This window comes from Shinella sumterensis, from assembly GCF_004514425.2.
Classification (GTDB): Bacteria; Pseudomonadota; Alphaproteobacteria; order Rhizobiales; family Rhizobiaceae; genus Shinella; species Shinella sumterensis.
This window is the reverse complement of the sequence record NZ_MYFN02000005.1, coordinates 240,975-259,640: the sequence shown is the minus strand read 5'-3', so window position 1 is coordinate 259,640 and position 18,666 is coordinate 240,975. Positions and strand designations below refer to the sequence as shown.

Sequence of the window (18,666 nt, the reverse complement as noted above, 5' to 3'; positions counted from 1 at the left end):
CTCTTTCCAGGACCGGTTCAAAAACCGATCCGCGACATCGCCGACCACGTTTCTCTTTCTTCTCTCTTCAATTGTCAAAAAGCCGACGGTCAAAACCGTCCCAGTCTCACACAAAGCAGCGAAATCCCCGAACCTCGTTCGGCTCAATTCTCACCAGCTTCTCAAGGAAACCCTAGAGCGAGTTCGTCGGCCGCCAGAAGCGCCGCCGCTCTCGTTCGATGAGCGGCGTTATAGGACCATCATTCGGAACCGTCAACAGCCGATTTCATAAAAATGCAGAAAAGATGTAAGTATCTGGTTTTAAACACATAATTCGGATGAAGAGGGCTTGGCCCGCTCGCGGACGGCGCTGGGAAGCCTGATTTCCGTGTAAAAATCTTGTCCAGGTGGTAAAAATTCTCGCCGCCATCGCAAAACGTGCCGACCGGCCTCGCGATCCCGGCCTCTTTTACAGATCATGCATGTCGGGCTATGCAGACGGCGAACACGGACGCGAAGGATTGGCTTCTATATTGGGCGTATCCTTCAGGCATGCGCAGGCGCGATCATGGCATTCCTCTCAGACACTCTGCCGAAACTGCCCGTCACGGAGGCGCTGCCCGCACTCGGTGCGGCGCTCTCGTCAGGCACGCGCGCCATCCTTTCGGCGCCGCCGGGTGCGGGCAAGACGACGCTGGTGCCGCTCTTTCTTCTCGATGCGGCCTGGCGGGGCGACGGCCGGATCATCCTGCTCGAACCGCGCCGGCTGGCGGCGCGCGCCGCGGCCGGGCGGATGGCGTCCCTGCTCGGGGAAAAGGTCGGCGAGACCGTCGGCTACCGCATGCGGCTCGATGTCAGGGTTTCCCAGAAGACCCGCATCGAGGTGGTGACGGAGGGCGTCTTCGCCCGAATGATCCTCGATGACCCGGAACTGTCAGGCATTTCCGCCGTGCTGTTCGACGAGTTCCACGAACGCTCGCTCGATGCGGATATCGGGCTGGCGCTGGCGCTCGACGTGCAGGCGGCGTTGCGCGACGATCTCAGGATCGTCGTCATGTCGGCGACGCTCGATGTCGAGCGGGTGACGACCCTGCTCGATCATCCGCCGTCGATCGTCAGCGCGGGGCGGAGCTTCCCCGTCGAGATCCGCCACCAGGACCGGCCCGCCGGCGAGCGCATCGAGGACACGATGGCGCGCGCCATAACAGAGGCGCACCGCGCGGAAAGCGGCTCCATTCTCGCCTTCCTGCCGGGACAGGCCGAAATCACCCGAACGGCCGAGCGGCTGGCCGGCCGGTTCGGGCCGGAAACGACGGTCGTGCCGCTCTACGGCACTCTCGGCCAGAAGGAACAGGACGCCGCGATCCGTCCCGCGCCCGCGGGCACGCGCAAGATCGTGCTGGCGACCTCGATTGCCGAGACCTCCATCACCATCGACGGCGTGCGCATCGTCATCGACAGCGGATTGCAGCGCCTGCCGGTCTTCGAGGCGGCGACCGGCATCACCCGGCTGGAGACGGTGCGCGTGTCGCGCGCCTCGGCCGACCAGCGCGCCGGCCGTGCCGGGCGAACGGAGCCGGGCGTGGCGATCCGGCTGTGGCATGCCGGCCAGACGGCGGCGCTGCCCGCCTTCACGCCGCCGCAGATTCTCTCCAGCGACCTCTCGGGCTTCCTGCTCGACCTTGCCCATTGGGGCGTGACCGATCCTTCGGCGCTGCTTCTGGTCGACCAGCCGCCGGCCGCCGCCCTGGAGGAGGCGCGCAACCTGCTGCGCCTGCTCGGTGCGCTGGACGCCGCCGGCGCGCTCACGCCGTCCGGCAAACGCATCCGCGACCTCGCCCTGCCGCCGCGGCTCGCGGCGATGATCCTGCATGCGGCTGAGGACGGCGAACAGCTCGCCGCCGCGCGGCTGGCTGTGCTGCTCACCGAACAGGGGCTGGGCGGCACGGCCGTCGATATCGAGGAGCGGCTGCGGCGCTTTTCCAGCGAGCGCGGCGAACGGGCGGAGGCCGCCCGCCGGCTGGCGCAGCGCATGGCGGAGGGTTTCGGCACGGCGAAGGCCGCCGGTTCCCGCGCGCCCGGCGCCCTGCTCCTGCATGCCTTTCCCGATCGCATCGCCCTGCAGCGCGGCGGGCGCGGCCGGTTCGTGATGGCCAACGGCCGCGGCGGCGAGCTGCCGGAGACCGAGCGCCTGGCCGGCGCCGACATGATCGTCGTGGCCGATCTCACCGGACAGGCCGGCCGCCAGCGCATTCTCGCCGCCGCCGAGATCGACCGCGCCACGGTCGAGGCCGAGCTTGCCGACAAGATCGTGCGCGAGGACCAGTGCGTCTTCGACCGCGCCAGCCGGCAGGTGCGGGCGCGCCGGGTGGTGCGGCTCGGCGCGATGATCCTGGAGGAAACGCCGCTGCCGCGCCCGAGCGGGCCGAAGGCGGCGCAGGCGCTTGCCGATGGCGTGCGCCAGCTCGGGCTCCAGGTCCTGCCGTTTTCCCGCGAGGCGGCGCAGCTGCGCGACCGGATCGGCTTCCTCCACCGCTCGATCGGCGAGCCCTGGCCGGACACGGGCGAAGCCGCACTTCTTGCACGGCTCGACGACTGGTTCGTGCCCTTCCAGGAGAACACGCGCGGCCTTGACGACGTCACGGCGGCGAGCCTGCACGAGGGGCTGATGGCGCTGGTGCCCTATGAGATGCAGCGCGATATCGCCCGCCTCGCCCCCACCCATTTCGAGGCGCCGACGGGACAGCGCCATCCGATCCGCTATGATGGCGAGGAACCGGTGCTGGCGATCCGCGTGCAGGAACTGTTCGGGCTGAAGCAGCATCCGGCCGTCGCCGGCGGGCGGCTGCCGTTGCTCTTGGAGCTGACATCGCCGGCCCACCGGCCGATCCAGACGACGCGCGACCTGCCCGGCTTCTGGGCGGGCTCCTGGCGGGACGTGCGCGCCGATATGCGCGGCCGCTATCCGAAACACCCCTGGCCGGAAGACCCGGCCGCGGCCATGCCGACGACGCGCGCCAAGCCGCGCGGCACATGATGATGAAGAAGGACCCTACGATGGCAGGCTACCAGGACATCGATTTCGAAGGCTCCGGCCGTCGGCTGCGTCTCGAAACGCTCATCCGCCTGCGCTGGCTTGCGGTGGCGGGCCAGTCGATCACCGTCATCGCGGTCAGCCTGTGGCTGGAATTTCCCCTGCCGCTGGTGCCGGCCGCCATTCTCATCGCGCTGCTCGCCGCGGTGAACTTCTTCCTCACCGTGCGCTTTGCGCCCGCCCATCGCCTGACGCCGCCATCGGCGCTGCTGCTGCTCGCCTTCGACCTCTGCCAGCTGATGGCGCTGCTCTTCATCACGGGCGGCCTTGCCAATCCCTTCGCGCCGCTGGTCTGCGTTCCCGTCATCATCTCGTCGTCGCTCCAGCCGGTGCGCTTCAGCGTGGTGCTCGGCCTGCTTGCTGTCGCGGGCATCACGGCGCTGGCCTTTACGCCCTTTCCGCTGCCGTGGTTTGCCGGCACGCTGCTCGTGGTTCCGCCGATCCTGACGGCCGGCTTCTGGTTCGCGATCGTCTGCACGACGGCCTTCGCCGCCTTCTATTCCTACCGCGTGTCGCAGGAGGCGACCGAGCTGTCGGACGCGCTTGCCGCCACCGAACTCATCCTGCAGCGGGAAAAGCACCTGTCGCAGCTCGACGGGCTGGCGGCCGCCGCCGCCCATGAACTCGGCACGCCGCTTGCCACGATCAGCGTCGTCGCCCGCGAGATGGAGCGCGAACTCGGCAGCGACGAGCGCTTCCGGGAGGACGTGCAGCTTTTGCGCAGCCAGAGCGAACGCTGCCGCGACATCCTGCGTCGGCTCACGACCCTCTCCACCGAGGACGAGGCCCATATGCGCGTGCTGCCGCTCTCCTCGCTGATGGAGGAGGTCATGGCGCCGCACCGCGAATTCGGCATCGCGCTCAAGCTCGTCGAGAACGGCGACCGCGCGAGCGAGCCGGTCGGCACCCGCAATCCCGGCATTCTCTACGGCCTGGGCAACCTTCTCGAAAACGCCGTCGACCATGCCCGGGCGGAGGTGACGGTCACCGTGAGCCACACGCCGGAGCGGGTGACGATCGTCATCGAGGACGACGGCGAAGGCTATGCGACGGACATTCTCCAGCGCATCGGCGATCCCTATGTCACCAAGCGCCAGAAGGACGAGCGCGCCGGCGGGCTCGGGCTCGGGCTGTTCATCGCCAAGACGCTTCTGGAGCGGTCGGGCGCCAGATTGGCCTTCGGCAACCGCACCGGCGACCAGCCCGGCGCGCGGGTATCGGTCGATTGGCCGCGGGCGCGCATGGAGGCAAAGGGTGCGAAATGACTTTACCCGCCGCATCTTAAGGGTGATAAGCTGATCCCGGTCAAGAATGGACGAAAATCCGCGACGGAAGACGTAAAATGGCAGAAAGCACCGAACCGCAGACGCAAACCGACGATATCGGCCCCGATCCCTCGCTTCTCCTCGTCGATGACGACGCGCCGTTCCTGCGCCGCCTGGCGCGCGCCATGGAGACGCGCGGCTTCGCCGTCGATACGGCCGAATCCGTCGCGGAGGGCATCGCCAAGGCCAAGACCACGCCGCCGAAATATGCGGTGGTGGACCTCAGGCTGGGCGACGGCAGCGGTCTCGACGTGATCGCCGCCATCCGCCAGCGCCGCGACGACACGCGCATCATCATGCTGACCGGCTACGGCAATATCGCGACGGCGGTGAACGCGGTGAAGCTCGGCGCCGTCGACTATCTCGCCAAGCCGGCGGATGCCGACGATATCTTCGCGGCGCTGACCCAGCGGCCGGGCGAGAAGGTGGAGCTGCCGGAAAACCCGATGTCGGCGGATCGCGTGCGCTGGGAGCATATCCAGCGCGTCTACGAAATGTGCGACCGCAACGTCTCGGAAACCGCCCGCCGCCTCAACATGCACCGCCGCACCTTGCAGCGCATCCTGGCGAAGCGCGCGCCGAAGTAATCATCGCAGGATTGCGGACCCCCCTCATCCGCCTGCCGGCACCTTCTCCCCGTCGGGGAGAAGGAGGACATCAGAGGGCGCATCTCCTCCCTCCCTTCTCCCCCCGGGGAGAAGGTGGCCCGAAGGGCCGGATGAGGGGGTTTTTTACCGCAATGCTCCCTAAGCCGGCGTGTCCCGCCGTCCCGAAACGATGGCGGAGATATCCGGCCCGTCGCGCCTGGTATCCATGGAAAATTCCGCCAGCAGCAGCCGGCCCGCGGCCACGCGGGCAAAGGCGAAGGTCACGGCCTTGCGCGTCGGCGCGGCCAGCCTGTGTTCGGGCGCCTCGCGCAGCATATGCGCGCCGTAGCCGTCCGACAGGATGAGCCCGCAGTCCTCGGGAAAGATATCGAGCGGCACGTCCTTGTGCGTGGCGAAGAACAGCCGGTCGCAATGGCGCCGGTAGTCCGGCCATTTGCGATCCACCCGGAAATCCTCGATCGAGGTCTTGATCTCGACGATCCAGATCTCGCCCTTGTCGGAGAGACTGATGAGGTCGGCGCGCCGGCCGCTCGCCAGCGTCAGTTCCGGCAGCACGGCATGGCGCATGTCCATCAGCATGCGCTGCACCCCGCGGCGTACCATCATGGCACGGTCGGACTGGCGGCCGTCGAGCAGCGGGTTGTCATTGTGCAGGGAAACGATCGTCATGTGGGTCAACCTCGGCGATTCGCCATTCTAGCGCGAAGCGCGCGGGATGGCTCGAAACGGCCGGAAAAGTTAAGGCGCGCGGGTCGGGACCGGTACGCGCAACAGTTCATTAACCGCGCCGCGCGGTTCCTGTTCGCGCAGGGGCCGGCGGAGAGAAAACCGTTGAACGGCGCGCGGGGGCATGCTTGGCAAGAAACCGGGCATGGTGGAAGCGGCTGGCGGCCGGGCATTGTTGTTGCAAAAAAACAATCCCGCGGCTTTTTGCTTTGGCCAGAGCTCAGGCAAGGGCGCGCAGACTTGCATTGACCGGTTTAATCGAAAATAAACCATAATCAATGAAAGCTCCGCGTACCGGAACTTCTTAATCCCTGATCCAAGAGACTCACATGCGCTTCCGCAATGCCCTCCTTCTGTGCGGCCTGGCAGCGGCCGTCACACTCGCCGGTTGTTCGTCGTCCTCCACCTCAACGCCGGGCGAAAGGGTGGCGACCAATGCCATCTTTACCTCGGAATATGGCGCTGTTGAGGACAACGGTTACGCGCTGCCGGCCATCCCGATCAGCAGGGTGAACGAGAAGTTCCATCGCCAGATCGTCGATTACGCGACGAGCGAGAAGCCCGGCACCATCGTGGTCAACACGCCGAACCGCTTCCTCTATTATGTCCTGCCCGGCGGCAAGGCCGTGCGTTACGGCATCGGCGTCGGCAAGCAGGGTTTTGCCTGGCAGGGCGAGGCCTATATCGCCTGGAAGCAGGAATGGCCGACCTGGCATCCGCCGCAGGAAATGGCCGCCCGCAAGCCTGACGTCGCCCGCTACGTCAAGGAAGGCATGGGCCCGGGCCTGAAGAACCCGCTCGGCGCACGCGCGCTCTACCTCTTCAATGAAAAGGGCCAGGACACGCTGTTCCGCCTGCACGGCACGCCGGAATGGGCCTCCATCGGCACGGCCGCCTCGTCGGGCTGCATCCGCCTGATGAACCAGGACATCATCGACCTCTACAAGCGCGTCCGCCCCGGCCGCTCGGCCCGCGTCGTCGTCCAGCAGTAACCGGACGAAACCCCCATCCGACAAGAAGCCGCCGGATCGCTCCGGCGGCTTCTTTCGTTTCGGGTCGATGCGGTGCCCCTCCCCGCGTTACGCGCAATTTACCCCTTCGCCTTCAGCTCCAGGCGGCGGCGATGCAGGACGGGCTCGGTGTAGCCGTTCGGCTGCTCGCGGCCCTTGAGCACCAGGTCCAGGGCGGCCTGGAAGGCGATGGAGCCCTTGAAATCGCCGGCCATCGGGCGATAGAGCGGGTCGCCGGCATTCTGCCCGTCGACCACGGCCGCCATGCGCTTCATCGTCTCGACGACCTGCGCTTCGGTGACGACGCCGTGGTGCAGCCAGTTGGCCATGTGCTGGGCGGAAATGCGCAGCGTGGCGCGGTCTTCCATCAGGCCGACATTGTTGATGTCGGGCACCTTGGAGCAGCCGACGCCCTGGTCGATCCAGCGCACGACATAGCCGAGGATGCCCTGGGCGTTGTTGTCGAGTTCACGCTGGATCTCCTCCGGCGTCCAGTTCGGCCGGACCGCGACCGGCACCGACAGGATATCCGACAGTTTGGCGCGCAGGCGTGCGCGCAGCGACGCCTGCACGTCCGCGACATTGACCTTGTGGTAGTGCGTGGCATGCAGCGTCGCGGCCGTCGGCGACGGCACCCAGGCGGTGTTGGCGCCGGCCTTGGGATGGGCGATCTTCTGCTCCAGCATCGCCGCCATCAGGTCCGGCATGGCCCACATGCCCTTGCCGATCTGCGCATGGCCGGACAGGCCGCATTCCAGGCCGATATCGACGTTCCAGTTCTCGTAGGCGGAAATCCAGGCGGCCTGCTTCATGTCGCCCTTGCGGATCATCGGCCCCGCTTCCATCGAGGTGTGGATCTCGTCGCCGGTGCGGTCGAGGAAGCCGGTATTGATGAAGACGACGCGCTCCTTCGCCGCGCGGATCGCCTCCTTGAGGTTGACCGTGGTGCGGCGCTCCTCGTCCATGATGCCCATCTTCATCGTGTTGGGCGCCATGCCGATGGCAGCCTCGACGCGGCCGAAGAGCTTCGAGGCGAAGGCCACCTCTTCCGGCCCGTGCATCTTGGGCTTGACGACATACATCGAGCCGGCCTGCGAATTCTTGCGCCGGCCATTTTCGCCGACGTCGTGCAGTGCGATCAGGCCGGTGACCATCGCGTCCATGATGCCTTCCGGCACCTCGTTGCCGTCGCGGTCGCGGATCGCCGGATTGGTCATGAGGTGGCCGACATTGCGCACCAGCATCAGCGAGCGGCACTTCACTTCGAAGGTCGAGCCGTCGGGCGCGGTGTAGTCGAGATCGGGGTTGAGGCGGCGGATGAAGCTCTTGCCGCCCTTCGAAACCTCCTCCGAGAGGTCGCCCTTCATCAGGCCCAGCCAGTTGCGATAGACGACGACCTTGTCCTCGGCATCGACGGCGGCGACCGAATCCTCGCAGTCCATGATGGTCGTGAGCGCGGATTCGACCCAGACATCGGAAATATGCGCGGGATCGTCCTTGCCGGTCGGCGTCGCCGCATCGATCAGGATTTCGATATAGAGGCCGTTGTTGCGAAGCAGGACCTGGCTCGGGGCCGCCGCTTCACCAAGATAGCCGGCGAACTTCCCGCCGTCGGCAAGGCCCGTCCGCACGCCGCTCGTCAAGGCGACGACAAGCTTTCCGCCTTCGACCGCAAGGCCGGCGACATCGCGCCAGAAGGCGCCGTCGAGGGGGACGCTATCGTCCAGGAACGCGCGAACCCAGGCGATGACCCTGGCGCCGCGCACGGGATTGTAGCCCTTGCCCTTTTCCGCGCCGTCGGTCTCCGGGATCGCATCCGTGCCGTAGAGCGCGTCATAGAGCGAGCCCCAGCGCGCATTGGCGGCGTTCAGCGCATAGCGCGCGTTCATGACGGGCACGACGAGCTGCGGGCCGGCGAGGCTGGCGATTTCAGGGTCGACGTTCTCCGTCGTCACCGTGAAGGCGTCGCCCTCGGGCAGCAGATAGCCGATCTCGCGCAGGAAGGCCTCATAGGCCGCCATGTCCGAAGGCGCACCGTTTTCGCGATACCAGGCGTCGATCTTCTCCTGCAGCACGTCGCGCTTAGCGAGCAGCGCGCGGTTCTCAGGCGCAAGCTCGTGCACGATGGCGGAGAAGGCGGCAAAATAGGCCTCGGCGTCGACGCCCGTGCCGGGAAGGGCCTCCTTGACGAGAAAATCGTATAGATCGCTGTCGATCGAAAGACCGGCTTTTTCCGTATAGGTCATGAAAAGACTCCGAAGAACGGGACGAAGGGGGAGTATCCCGAATGCTGCCACTTTCCGCGGCTTTCATTCATAGTCAATTCGGCAATAACGTGAATTATTTATTCCGTAACGGAAACAATCCCGTCTAAGCCTCCCGGGCGATGCGCGGCCGGCCGCTCGCGGTCGCGGTAAAGCGCGCCTCGATCAGCTTGCGGCTGCCCTCCACCTCGGGCGCGTCGATCTCCTCGGCGAAGGTCACGGCCGGCTCGTCGGCGCCATTGGCGCGGGCGGCATGCAGGGCACCCGTCATCGCGCGTTCGCGGGCCAGCGAGAAGGCCGCGGCTGCGTCCACGTGACGCACGCTTTCCCCCGCCCCGGCGACGACGAACACGCCCTCTTCCGGCTGCGTCACGAAGACGGTCACGCTGTTGCGCACCTGGCCGACGACCGCGCCGACGGCATTGGCCACCCCGGCATCGGCGGGAATGACCGATTCGGCACCGAGCATGGAGGCGATATCGGGATAGTAGACCGGCGCGGACGCCCCTAGACCGACGAGCGGCCGGTCGAGCGCGATCTGGAACCGCACGATGCCGGCGCGCCGGTGCAGCGCCCGGTCGACGGCGACGGAACCGGCCGGATCAATCGCGCCCACGCCGTCATCGGCAAGGCAGGCGGAGAGGATGACATCGGACGATTGCCGGGTCAGCCGGTCGACGATGCGCCGCGCGAGCGCGTCCGGGCTGTCGGCGATCGGCCGGCCGGTGCCGTCTTTCACGCGGGCGGCAAGGGCGAGACCGAGACGCGCGGCCTCGGCATCCCACTGTCCCTGCCCGCCCAGCACATGCATGGCGTCCGAGGGCGTGACCCCGCAGATATGCACGAGGCCGCGCGCCACAAGCCGGTCGAGCGTCGCCTTCTGCGGCGTCGTCATCAGCAACCCCTCGAGCGGAACCGGCGCGGCGCCGATCTTTTCGTAGAGCGCCTGTTCCTGCGGCTGGAGGCCGCTTGCCAGTCGCTCGGGAACGCCCGTGCGCACGGCAAAACGCCCGTCGTGCCGGCCGACATGGGCGGTGCGCAGCTGGCGCTCCAGCACCGGCAGGATGCTGTCGGGATGCAGCGTCGAGGCAAGGCTGAGCGGCAGGAAGCGCCGCGGTCCGAGATCGATGCGCGCCGCAAGCCCGCGGTCGTCGATGCGCACCTCCGAATCACCGCCGAGGCCGAAGGTGCGCATGGCGACAGCCTCCACCATGGTCCGGTAGCCGCCGACGACGGCTCCCTCCGCGTCGAGCTTCGGGCGGCCCTTGTCGAGCACCGCCACGTCGGTCGTCGTGCCGCCGATATCCGACACCACGGCATCGTCGAGGCCCGTCAGGTGGCGCGCGCCGACCAGGCTGGCCGCCGGGCCGGACAGGATGGTCTCGATGGGGCGCAGCCGCGCTTCGGCCGCCGAGATCAGCGCGCCGTCGCCGCGCACCACCATCATCGGCACCTGGATGCCGCGACGCTGGAGAAAATCCTCGCAGGCGCCGATCAGCCGGTCGATCATCGAGACGAGGCGGGCATTGAGCAGCGTCGTCAGCGCCCGGCGCGGCCCACCGAGCTTGGAGGACAGCTCGTGGCTGCAGGTCACCGGCAGGTGCGAGATGGCGCGGATGCGTTCGCGCACGCGCTGTTCGTGCGCGGGGTTGCGCACGGCGAAATAGCCGGCGACGGCAAAGGAGGACACGGTCTGCGACAGGGCCGGCAGCGCCTCGTCCAGCGCGCGCATGTCGAGCCGCGTCTCGTTGCCGTGCACATTGTGGCCGCCGGGCAGGAAGAGCACGGGGTCGGTGCCGAGCGCCTCGGCAAGACCGTCGCGCTTGAGGTCGTCGGGGCCGAAGCCGATCATCACGAGACCCGCCCGGCCGCCCTGGCCTTCCACCAGCGCATTGGTGGCGAGCGTGGTGGAAAGCGAGACGAGGCCGATGGCGGAAACCGGCACCCTCGCCTTACCGAGCACCGCATCCACCGCGCCGGAAATGCCGACCGAAAGATCGTGGCGGGTGGTCAGCGCCTTGGCGCGCGCCACCACGCCGAGGGTTTCACTGTAGAGGGCGGCGTCCGTATAGGTGCCGCCGGTATCGATGCCGAGTAACAAATGGTCTGCCACGAGAATACTTCCAAACCGCATGCCGTCCCTGTTCAAAGCCGGCCTGGAATGGTGTTATGGCATGTCCGGCGCCGTTGTCACCATCCCGCCGGCGACATGCCTGTGAAGCATCGAGGAGACCCAGAGTGTTTGATCCGCGTCATGGAAACCGCCTGCTGAAAGCCCTCCTTGTCGGGACGGCCCTGCTCACCGCAGGCCTGCCCGCTGCCGCCCAGGAGGACGACGGGGCGGAGTATCAGGCCCAGATCCCCGATGTCTCGATCTACAAGGCGATGCTGGATGCCAACAAGCGCACGGGCTGGGTGCAGTTCCGCGAATATGCCGGCCAGCAGCTCATCTATTTCACGGCGTTGCAGAGCATGCATTGCCGGCTCAAGGAAGTGCGCTACTCCATCAATTCCGATGCGCTCGACCAGACCTTCCCGATGGCGACGTGCGATCCGGAGCTGCCTTTCAACCTGCCCTCGGACGACAGCCAGAACTGGATCTACATCAAGCTGAAGCCCGGCGAGGCGCAGACCATCGCCGTGCAGGCCGTCTGGGACGACGGCAGCGGCAGCGAGATCGTCGTCTACCAGCCGTGCAAGAACCCGGAAGCCACCTGCGCCGCGATCAAGACGATCAAGAAGGCGAAGGCCCGCGGGGACGAGCCCGCACCTTCAACGCCAGTCCGTTAGCCGGCTGCGTCGTCAGGCGCTGCACCGGCCAGGGCCTGGTGTCCTCCGTCATGTCGAAGCGGAAACGGTGCATCAGCACGCCGAGCGCGATGATCGCCTCCTGCATGGCAAAGGTCGCGCCGATGCAGATGCGCGGGCCGGCACCGAAGGGCAGGTACTGGAAACGGTGGATCTGGTCGCGGTTCTCGGGCAGGAAGCGCTCGGGCATGAAGGCGCGCGGCTTCTGCCACAGCCGTTCGTGGCGGTGCAGCGTCCAGGGCATGACGAGGATCGTCACGTTGCGGGGTATCTCCACCACCTCGCCGTCCGGGCTCGTCCAGCTGTCGTCGGCGATGGCCTCGCGGTTGATGGAGGGTGCGGGCGGATAAAGCCGCATCGCCTCCTCGAAGGCCGCGCGCGTCCAGGGCATGCGGTCGAGCCAGTCGACCGGATCCGCCCCGCTTTCCACCACGCGGTCGATCTCCTCTTCCATCGCCTCGCGCACATGCGGGGAATTGGCGACGCAGTAGAGCGTCCAGGCGAGCGCCCGGGCCGTCGTCTCGTGGCCCGCGCCGATGAAGGTCAGGATATTGTCCTCCACCTCCTCCATGGTCAGCCCGTCCGGCCCGGCGGCGCGCAGCAGCAGCGTGAGGAAGTCGCTCGGCGCGTCGCCGCCTTCCGCCATGCGCTTGAGGCGAAGCTCCATGGTGTCGCGCACGATCTTGCGGAACTTGCCGAGCACCCGCTGCCCGCCGATGCGCGTGACGCGCGGCACCCAGGTCGGCGCGCGCAAAAGATCCATCGGGTCGACGCGGCCCATGGAATGCAGGAGATCGTCCACGTCATCGGCGAAATTCGTGGAGGCGGTGACGATCTCGCCGGAAAACAGCGTGTCCGACAGGATGGAAAAGGCAAGCTCCGTCATGTCGTTGCCGATATCGAAGACCGTGCCGTCAGCGCCCTCGTATTTCTGCACATAGAGCTCGGACTGTCTGAGCATCTGCGTGGCAAAGCCCTTGGCGTGGCGCGGCGTGAAGATGGGCGCGACGGCCTTGCGCGAGCGGCGCCAGACGGGACCCTCGGCCGTCAGCAGCCCGTCGCGCAGGATCGGCCGCAACACAAGCTGGCGCACCACGGACATCTTGTAATTGGCGGCGTTGTCGACGAGCAGGTATTTGATCAGGCCGGGATCGTTGACGATCAGCGTCTTCTCGCCGACGAAGCTCGTCATGATCCAGGGCAGCGTGTAGGAGGGCTCGCCCCACAGCTCCAGCGGATTGCGGAAGACGGTGCGGATGATCTCGAGTTTCGACGGCGGCACCGTGCGCGGGATCGGCGCGGGCGGTTCGAACGGCTCGGGACGCATGTCCATGGTCGGCTTCCTTCCTTCGGCTCGCCGTCAATATGGGGCGCAACTGGGCCGAGAGGAAGGCGGCGGCCGGTCAAGGCCGCGTGAACCGGCGCCCGATCGACGCCGAATTCGAGGAAAAGCCGCTAGAGCAGGCTGCGCAGGTCGTCCAGCTTGTCGTTGACCAGCCAGCCGTAATAGTTCTCTTCCGGCCAGGTCGCCTCGCCGGCGGCGCGGCGCGCGGCGAAGGCCGCGGCGCGCGCATCGGGCGTACCGATATTGTAGAGCGTCGCCGTCAGGCCGGGATTCCTGGAAATGTCCACGCCGGCGATCTTCTTGTAGGCGTCGATCGAGCGGCGGATGGCCGCGGCCATGTAGGCCAGCGAGATGTCCGGGTCCATGATCGCCTGGTAGACGCCGGCCGCATCGTTCTCGTCGAGCGGCTTATAGCCGGAGAAACGCGCCACGTCGTCGGTCAGCGTCAGCGCCGTCAGCGGGTTGATCTGGCCGAGGCCGAAGGTCTGGCCGGCATAGAAGGGCTGGAAGAACACCGCGCTGAAACGGTTCTTCGGGAAGGACGTGCCGCCGACCGTCTTGCCGCTGAAGGAGCGGTTCCAGACGTTCTCGCGGCAGGTCCACAGCGCGTAGGAACCCTTCTTGCCCTCGCATTCGCTAAACTGCGGACGCTTCAGGAAGTCGTCGATCGCCTCGCCTTCATAGGCGAAGCGGAAATTGCCGGTATAGGAGGCCGCCTTGACGTAATAGCTCTGCAGGCGGTCGTAGGCGTCGACATTGTAGGTGTGCTCGCCGACGATGGCGCCGACGATATGGATGGGGTCGATGCCGTATTTACCGGCCGCCGCCTTGATCTTGCCCGTCAGCTGCCGGTCGCCTGCCAGAAGGTCGCGCACCTTCTGGTATTTCGCCTCGAACGAGCTCTTGTTGCCCTTCGTGCGGCGGATGGAGGCGCCCGGAATAGCGGGCTGCTCCGCGTTGCGGTTGCCGGCGGGCACCACGTCGATCGCCAGCGCCGTGGTCTGGCTCTGCACGAAGAGGGCGGCTGCAAGGGCAAGCACGGGGAAGAGCTGTCGCACGGTTCCGGTTCCTGTCTGGTCAATCGTTCTAGATGGCATGGACGGGATGCAGGACAATCGTGTCGTCATCATGCCGGACGCGGCAATGGCCTAGGCCGCGTGTGCGGTTCTGTCGAGGGGGCGCGTGCCCAAAAGCGCGACACCGGCAGTTGCTAAGACAACCACCGGTGCCGAAACGTCACAGGATGTAGCGCGACAGATCCGTGTTGGCCGCCAGCGCGCCGACATGCGTCTTCACATAGTCGGCATCGATGACGAGGCGGTTGCCGCCCTTGTCCGGCGCCTCGAAGGAGATCTCGTCGAGCACCCGCTCCATCACCGTCTGGAGGCGGCGCGCGCCGATATTCTCGACGCTCGAATTCAGCTGCACGGCGACATCGGCCAGCGCGTCGATGCCGTCCTCGGTGAATTCGAGGTCGACATCCTCCGTGCCCATCAGCGCCTTGTACTGGCGGATGAGGCTCGCTTCCGTCTCCGTCAGGATGCGGCGGAAGTCCTCGCGCGACAGCGCCTTCAGCTCGACGCGGATCGGCAGGCGGCCCTGAAGCTCCGGCAGGAGGTCAGAGGGCTTGGAGACATGGAAGGCGCCCGAGGCGATGAAGAGGATATGGTCCGTCTTCACCGGCCCGTATTTCGTGGCGACCGTCGTGCCTTCCACGAGCGGCAGCAGGTCGCGCTGCACGCCCTCGCGGGAAACGCCCGCGCCCATGCCGCCGTCGCGCGCGGCGATCTTGTCGATCTCGTCGATGAAGACGATGCCGTCGTTCTCGGCCGAGCGGATGGCCTCGCGCTGGATCTGCTCGTTGTCGAGCAGCTTGTCGGACTCGTCGTCGATCAGGATCTTGTAACTGTCCTTGACCGTCGTCTTGACCTTCTTGGTGCGGCCGCCCATTGCCTTGCCGAACATTTCCGACAGGTTCAGCACGCCGATATTGGCGCCCGGCATGCCGGGGATCTCGAAGCCGCCGGGCGTGCCGGTATCGGCCACGTCGACCTCGATGTCCTTGTCGTCGAGCTCGTTGGCGCGCAGCTTCTTGCGGAAACTGTCCCGGGTCGCGGGCGAGGCGGTGGCGCCGACCAGCGCGTCGAGCACGCGTTCCTCGGCATTGGCATGGGCTTTCGCCGTCACCTCGGCGCGCTTCTTCTCGCGCACCAGGCCGATGCCGACCTCGACGAGGTCGCGCACGATCTGCTCGACATCGCGGCCGACATAGCCGACCTCGGTGAACTTGGTGGCCTCGACCTTGACGAAGGGCGCACCGGCGAGCTTGGCGAGACGGCGGGAAATCTCCGTCTTGCCGACGCCGGTCGGGCCGATCATCAGGATGTTCTTCGGCATGACCTCGTCGCGCAGGTCCGGCGCCAGCTGGTGGCGGCGCCAGCGGTTCCTCAGTGCGATGGCCACGGCGCGCTTGGCGTCATGCTGGCCGATGATGAAACGGTCGAGCTCGGAAACGATCTCGCGGGGGGAAAAATTGGTCATGGGTTTCCTCTAGCAACGGTCCCGGGCCAAGATCAGCGCCGGGCCGTCCTTTGTCATGCGTTGATCGAAAGCATGGAATCCGGCCTTCTCATAGGCCCGGATGGCATGCGCATTCTCGGGATGCGGATCGAGCACCACCCGCTCCACGCCCTCGGCGAAGACCTTTTCCACGAAGGCATCGATCATGGCCGGCCCGTGGCCGAGGCCGACCATGTCGGCAGGGCCGATGAACTGGTCTATGCCGAGCGTGCGGTCCGGCCGGTCGCCGAAGGACAGGTCCGACGGGTCGATCCTGTAGCTCTGCAGATAGGCGAAGGGCTTTCCGTCGTGGGAGACGATGAAGGACGCCATTGCAGGTTCGTCGAAATCCGCGGCGATACCCGCAACCTCCTCAGCCGGATCGCCCCACCAGCGCCGGACATGCGGCGCGGCGAGCCAGCGTTCCAGCATCGGCAGGTCGGCGGCCGTCACAGGCCGGAAAGCGTATGCCTCAGCGGTCGGCATCCAGCGTCTCCACCACGACGTTGTGGTTGGTGTAGACGCAGATGTCGCCTGCGATCTGCATGGCCTTGCGGGCGATCTCCTCGGCCGACTTGTCGGTGTCCATCAGCGCGCGGGCGGCGGCATAGGCATAGTTGCCGCCCGACCCGATCGCCATGGTGCCGTGTTCCGGCTCCAGCACGTCGCCATTGCCGGTCAGCGCCAGCGTGACGGACTTGTCGGCCACCAGCATCATCGCTTCGAGACGGCGCAGGTAACGGTCGGTGCGCCAGTCCTTGGCGAGCTCGACGGCGGCGCGCATCAGCTGGTCGGGATATTGCTCCAGCTTGGCCTCGAGCCGCTCGAGCAGGGTGAAGGCATCGGCGGTCGCGCCGGCAAAACCGGCGATGACATCGCCCTTGGCAAGGCGGCGCACCTTGCGCGCATTGCCTTTCATGACGGTCTGGCCAAGGCTTACCTGGCCATCGCCCGCCATGACCACCTTGCCGTCCTTGCGGACGGTGATGATCGTCGTGGCGTGCATGGAAGCATAGGGATCGTGTTCACTCATATCAGACCTCTGAGGCCCGAGGACCGGGCAGGGATACCGCCGGCGAGGCGGCTTCGTTGTGCCCTATGTAAGCAGCGGTTCGGCGATTGCAAAGGCCGCGCGCCGTCATCGCGCGCCCGGCCCATGGAAAGCGCGGGAGAGGCTGGCTTCGTCCAAAATAAGCCTTGCTTTGTCTCTGGAATATGCGGGTTATGGTTTCCCATCCAATGTGAGGGTAATGACGATGGCCAAGGGTCAGGTCCGCAGCAACAAGGAAGTCCGCAAACCCAAGAAGGACAAGGTGGCCGCAAAAGCCGCCCCGACCCTTGGCGCGCAGGTCAAGAACAGCGAAAGCGCAACCAAGAAGAAATGACGCCAAGGGGCGCCGCTTCGCCGGTGCCCCCTCTCCTGCATTCATCGCCCGAGACGACACGGCGCGCCCGCGCGCCCCTCCGCGCTACGTCTCCACGGCGCCGTACGTCCCCTGCCGCGCGACGTTACCCTGCCACGCCATGTCTTCCACGCTACGCCTCTGCTGCGCTACCGCCCTCTCCTCCGTCATCCTCGGGTCAAGCCCGAGGATGACGTCGGTGGGTGTGGCCTGGCGCGTGCGGCGGCTGTCGGTGTGACAACGGCAGGTGTGGTGGCGGTTGATATAATGACGACCGCAACCACCCGTGAAACACGGGGACGCCGTCACCGAAAAAACCCAATCATTCCAGTCCCCATCGCCCTTTTCACGCGCAAATCATCCCCGTCTTCCGCTCATCGCCTATCCTGAACGTCCTTCCGCCGCCGGACGGATCGCGTAACGTGTCGATGCGGGCGGGAGGAGGCGCTTTCGTTGTCTGCCGTAACGTGCGGCGGGGCGAGAGAGGTTTGGAGCGACGAAGGGGTGACGCCCTTCGCCGTGCGGGGCTTCCCCCGTCCCCGGGTCGCGGGGACGGTTTGGGTCCGCCATGCAGGCAGGATAGCAGCCCATGCCCCCGGAAAGTGCGGAACGCGGTTTCCGGACAAGGCGCATGGGCCAGCCAGAATGCGCAGCGAAGCCCTGCCATGCCTGAAGGAGGACAAGACCGCCTCCGAAGAACGCCTGGGCCGCGCGAAAGCGAAGCCACCACACACCCTTTCCAGAGGCGACGCTTTCGCGCGGTTCTCCGGATTGCCGAATGCTGATCATCCCGGCGGCGTCTGCGCGCGGGATCATCGCCGCATGCGCCGGAAACCCTCGAAAGACTGGCGTTTTATGAAGAGCCCTGTTAAGGAGCGCCAATACTTTACCGGAGACTGCAATGAGCCGCACCGCCAGCGTTTCGCGCAAGACGAACGAGACCTCCGTATCGGTCACCGTCGATATCGACGGCACCGGCACGTCGACCATTTCGACGGGCGTCGGTTTCTTCGATCATATGCTCGACCAGCTGTCGCGCCATTCGCTCATCGACATGGAGATCAAGACCGAGGGCGACCTGCATGTCGACGATCACCACACCGTCGAGGACACCGGCATCGCCATCGGCCAGGCCATCGCGAAGGCGCTCGGCGACCGTCGCGGCATCACGCGCTATGCCTCGCTCGACCTTGCCATGGACGAGACCATGACGCGCGCCGCCGTCGATGTCTCCGGCCGCCCCTTCCTCGTCTGGAACGTCGATTTCTCGGCGCCCAAGATCGGCACCTTCGACACCGAGCTGGTGCGCGAATTCTTCAACGCGCTTGCCCAGCACGCCGGCATCACGCTGCATATCCAGAACATCTACGGCGCAAACAACCATCATATCTCGGAGACGTGCTTCAAGGCCGTCGCGCGCGTGCTGCGCACGGCGACCGAGATCGATCCCCGCCAGGCGGGCCGCGTTCCCTCGACGAAGGGTTCGCTGGCCTGAAAGCAATTCCAGCAAAAGCGTGAAGCGGTTTGCGTCCGGAATTGCAAAGC

General features: G+C 66.4%; 16 protein-coding genes. 8 read left to right on the top strand and 8 right to left on the bottom strand.

Going from position 1 to position 18,666, the window contains the following annotated elements; genetic code table 11:
- The 4 genes from B5M41_RS12575 to B5M41_RS12560 all read left to right on the top strand — a co-directional run.
- Positions 1 to 222 (top strand): hypothetical protein (locus B5M41_RS12575; protein WP_230640068.1); only part of this gene is annotated, 222 nt, incomplete at its 5' end.
- 325 nt (positions 223 to 547) lie between these two features.
- Positions 548 to 3,016, top strand: coding sequence for an ATP-dependent helicase HrpB (gene hrpB, locus B5M41_RS12570; RefSeq protein WP_134652693.1), 2,469 nt, complete (start codon positions 548 to 550; stop codon positions 3,014 to 3,016).
- 20 nt (positions 3,017 to 3,036) lie between these two features.
- Positions 3,037 to 4,338 (top strand): ActS/PrrB/RegB family redox-sensitive histidine kinase, encoded by a 1,302-nt coding sequence (locus tag B5M41_RS12565; protein ID WP_134652696.1) that lies wholly within the window; start codon positions 3,037 to 3,039, stop codon positions 4,336 to 4,338.
- Positions 4,339 to 4,415: 77 nt separating this feature from the next.
- Positions 4,416 to 4,985, top strand: coding sequence for an ActR/PrrA/RegA family redox response regulator transcription factor (locus B5M41_RS12560; RefSeq protein ID WP_134652698.1), 570 nt, complete (start codon positions 4,416 to 4,418; stop codon positions 4,983 to 4,985).
- A gap of 159 nt (positions 4,986 to 5,144) precedes the next feature.
- Here the strand turns inward: B5M41_RS12560 and B5M41_RS12555 are convergent, their stop codons facing one another.
- A complete protein-coding gene (locus tag B5M41_RS12555) occupies positions 5,145 to 5,675 on the bottom strand; it encodes an MmcB family DNA repair protein (RefSeq protein ID WP_134652700.1) in 531 nt (176 codons plus the stop codon).
- A 386-nt stretch (positions 5,676 to 6,061) separates the two neighbouring features.
- Between B5M41_RS12555 and B5M41_RS12550 the strand changes: the two genes are divergently transcribed.
- The gene (locus B5M41_RS12550; RefSeq protein ID WP_134652702.1) at positions 6,062 to 6,724 is read left to right on the top strand and encodes a L,D-transpeptidase; all 663 of its coding nucleotides are present in this window, start codon (positions 6,062 to 6,064) and stop codon (positions 6,722 to 6,724) included.
- Positions 6,725 to 6,822: 98 nt separating this feature from the next.
- Here B5M41_RS12550 and B5M41_RS12545 read toward each other — a convergent pair whose 3' ends face one another.
- Positions 6,823 to 8,988: a malate synthase G gene (locus B5M41_RS12545; RefSeq protein WP_134652705.1), complete on the bottom strand. Its 2,166-nt coding sequence runs from the start codon at positions 8,986 to 8,988 to the stop codon at positions 6,823 to 6,825.
- Between the two features lie 124 nt (positions 8,989 to 9,112).
- Positions 9,113 to 11,119 (bottom strand): hydantoinase/oxoprolinase N-terminal domain-containing protein, encoded by a 2,007-nt coding sequence (locus tag B5M41_RS12540; protein ID WP_134652707.1) that lies wholly within the window; start codon positions 11,117 to 11,119, stop codon positions 9,113 to 9,115.
- 125 nt (positions 11,120 to 11,244) lie between these two features.
- On the opposite strand from B5M41_RS12540, the gene B5M41_RS12535 reads away from it, so the two are divergent.
- Complete coding sequence (locus tag B5M41_RS12535) at positions 11,245 to 11,796, top strand: hypothetical protein (protein ID WP_134652709.1); 552 nt, start codon at positions 11,245 to 11,247, stop codon at positions 11,794 to 11,796.
- Here B5M41_RS12535 and B5M41_RS12530 read toward each other — a convergent pair.
- The 5 genes from B5M41_RS12530 to hslV form a co-directional block, all read right to left on the bottom strand.
- Positions 11,741 to 13,147: a cytochrome P450 gene (locus B5M41_RS12530; RefSeq protein WP_134652711.1), complete on the bottom strand. Its 1,407-nt coding sequence runs from the start codon at positions 13,145 to 13,147 to the stop codon at positions 11,741 to 11,743. The genes B5M41_RS12535 and B5M41_RS12530 overlap by 56 nt on opposite strands.
- A gap of 122 nt (positions 13,148 to 13,269) precedes the next feature.
- Complete coding sequence (locus tag B5M41_RS12525) at positions 13,270 to 14,217, bottom strand: DUF1402 family protein (protein ID WP_167719472.1); 948 nt, start codon at positions 14,215 to 14,217, stop codon at positions 13,270 to 13,272.
- A gap of 178 nt (positions 14,218 to 14,395) precedes the next feature.
- Entirely contained in the window at positions 14,396 to 15,700 is a 1,305-nt protein-coding gene (gene hslU / locus B5M41_RS12520; protein WP_134652714.1) for an ATP-dependent protease ATPase subunit HslU, read from the bottom strand.
- A 9-nt stretch (positions 15,701 to 15,709) separates the two neighbouring features.
- A complete protein-coding gene (locus B5M41_RS12515) occupies positions 15,710 to 16,204 on the bottom strand; it encodes a GNAT family N-acetyltransferase (RefSeq protein ID WP_134652716.1) in 495 nt (164 codons plus the stop codon).
- Positions 16,191 to 16,751 (bottom strand): ATP-dependent protease subunit HslV, encoded by a 561-nt coding sequence (gene hslV, locus B5M41_RS12510; protein ID WP_134652718.1) that lies wholly within the window; start codon positions 16,749 to 16,751, stop codon positions 16,191 to 16,193. The genes B5M41_RS12515 and hslV overlap by 14 nt, the downstream gene beginning before the upstream one ends.
- A 58-nt stretch (positions 16,752 to 16,809) precedes the next feature.
- On the opposite strand from hslV, the gene B5M41_RS12505 reads away from it, so the two are divergent.
- Positions 16,810 to 17,103, top strand: coding sequence for a hypothetical protein (locus B5M41_RS12505; protein WP_134652720.1), 294 nt, complete (start codon positions 16,810 to 16,812; stop codon positions 17,101 to 17,103).
- A 919-nt stretch (positions 17,104 to 18,022) separates the two neighbouring features.
- On the top strand, positions 18,023 to 18,616 hold the full coding sequence (hisB, locus tag B5M41_RS12500) for an imidazoleglycerol-phosphate dehydratase HisB (protein ID WP_134648628.1): 594 nt from the start codon (positions 18,023 to 18,025) through the stop codon (positions 18,614 to 18,616).
- The last annotated feature ends 50 nt before the right edge of the window (positions 18,617 to 18,666 follow it).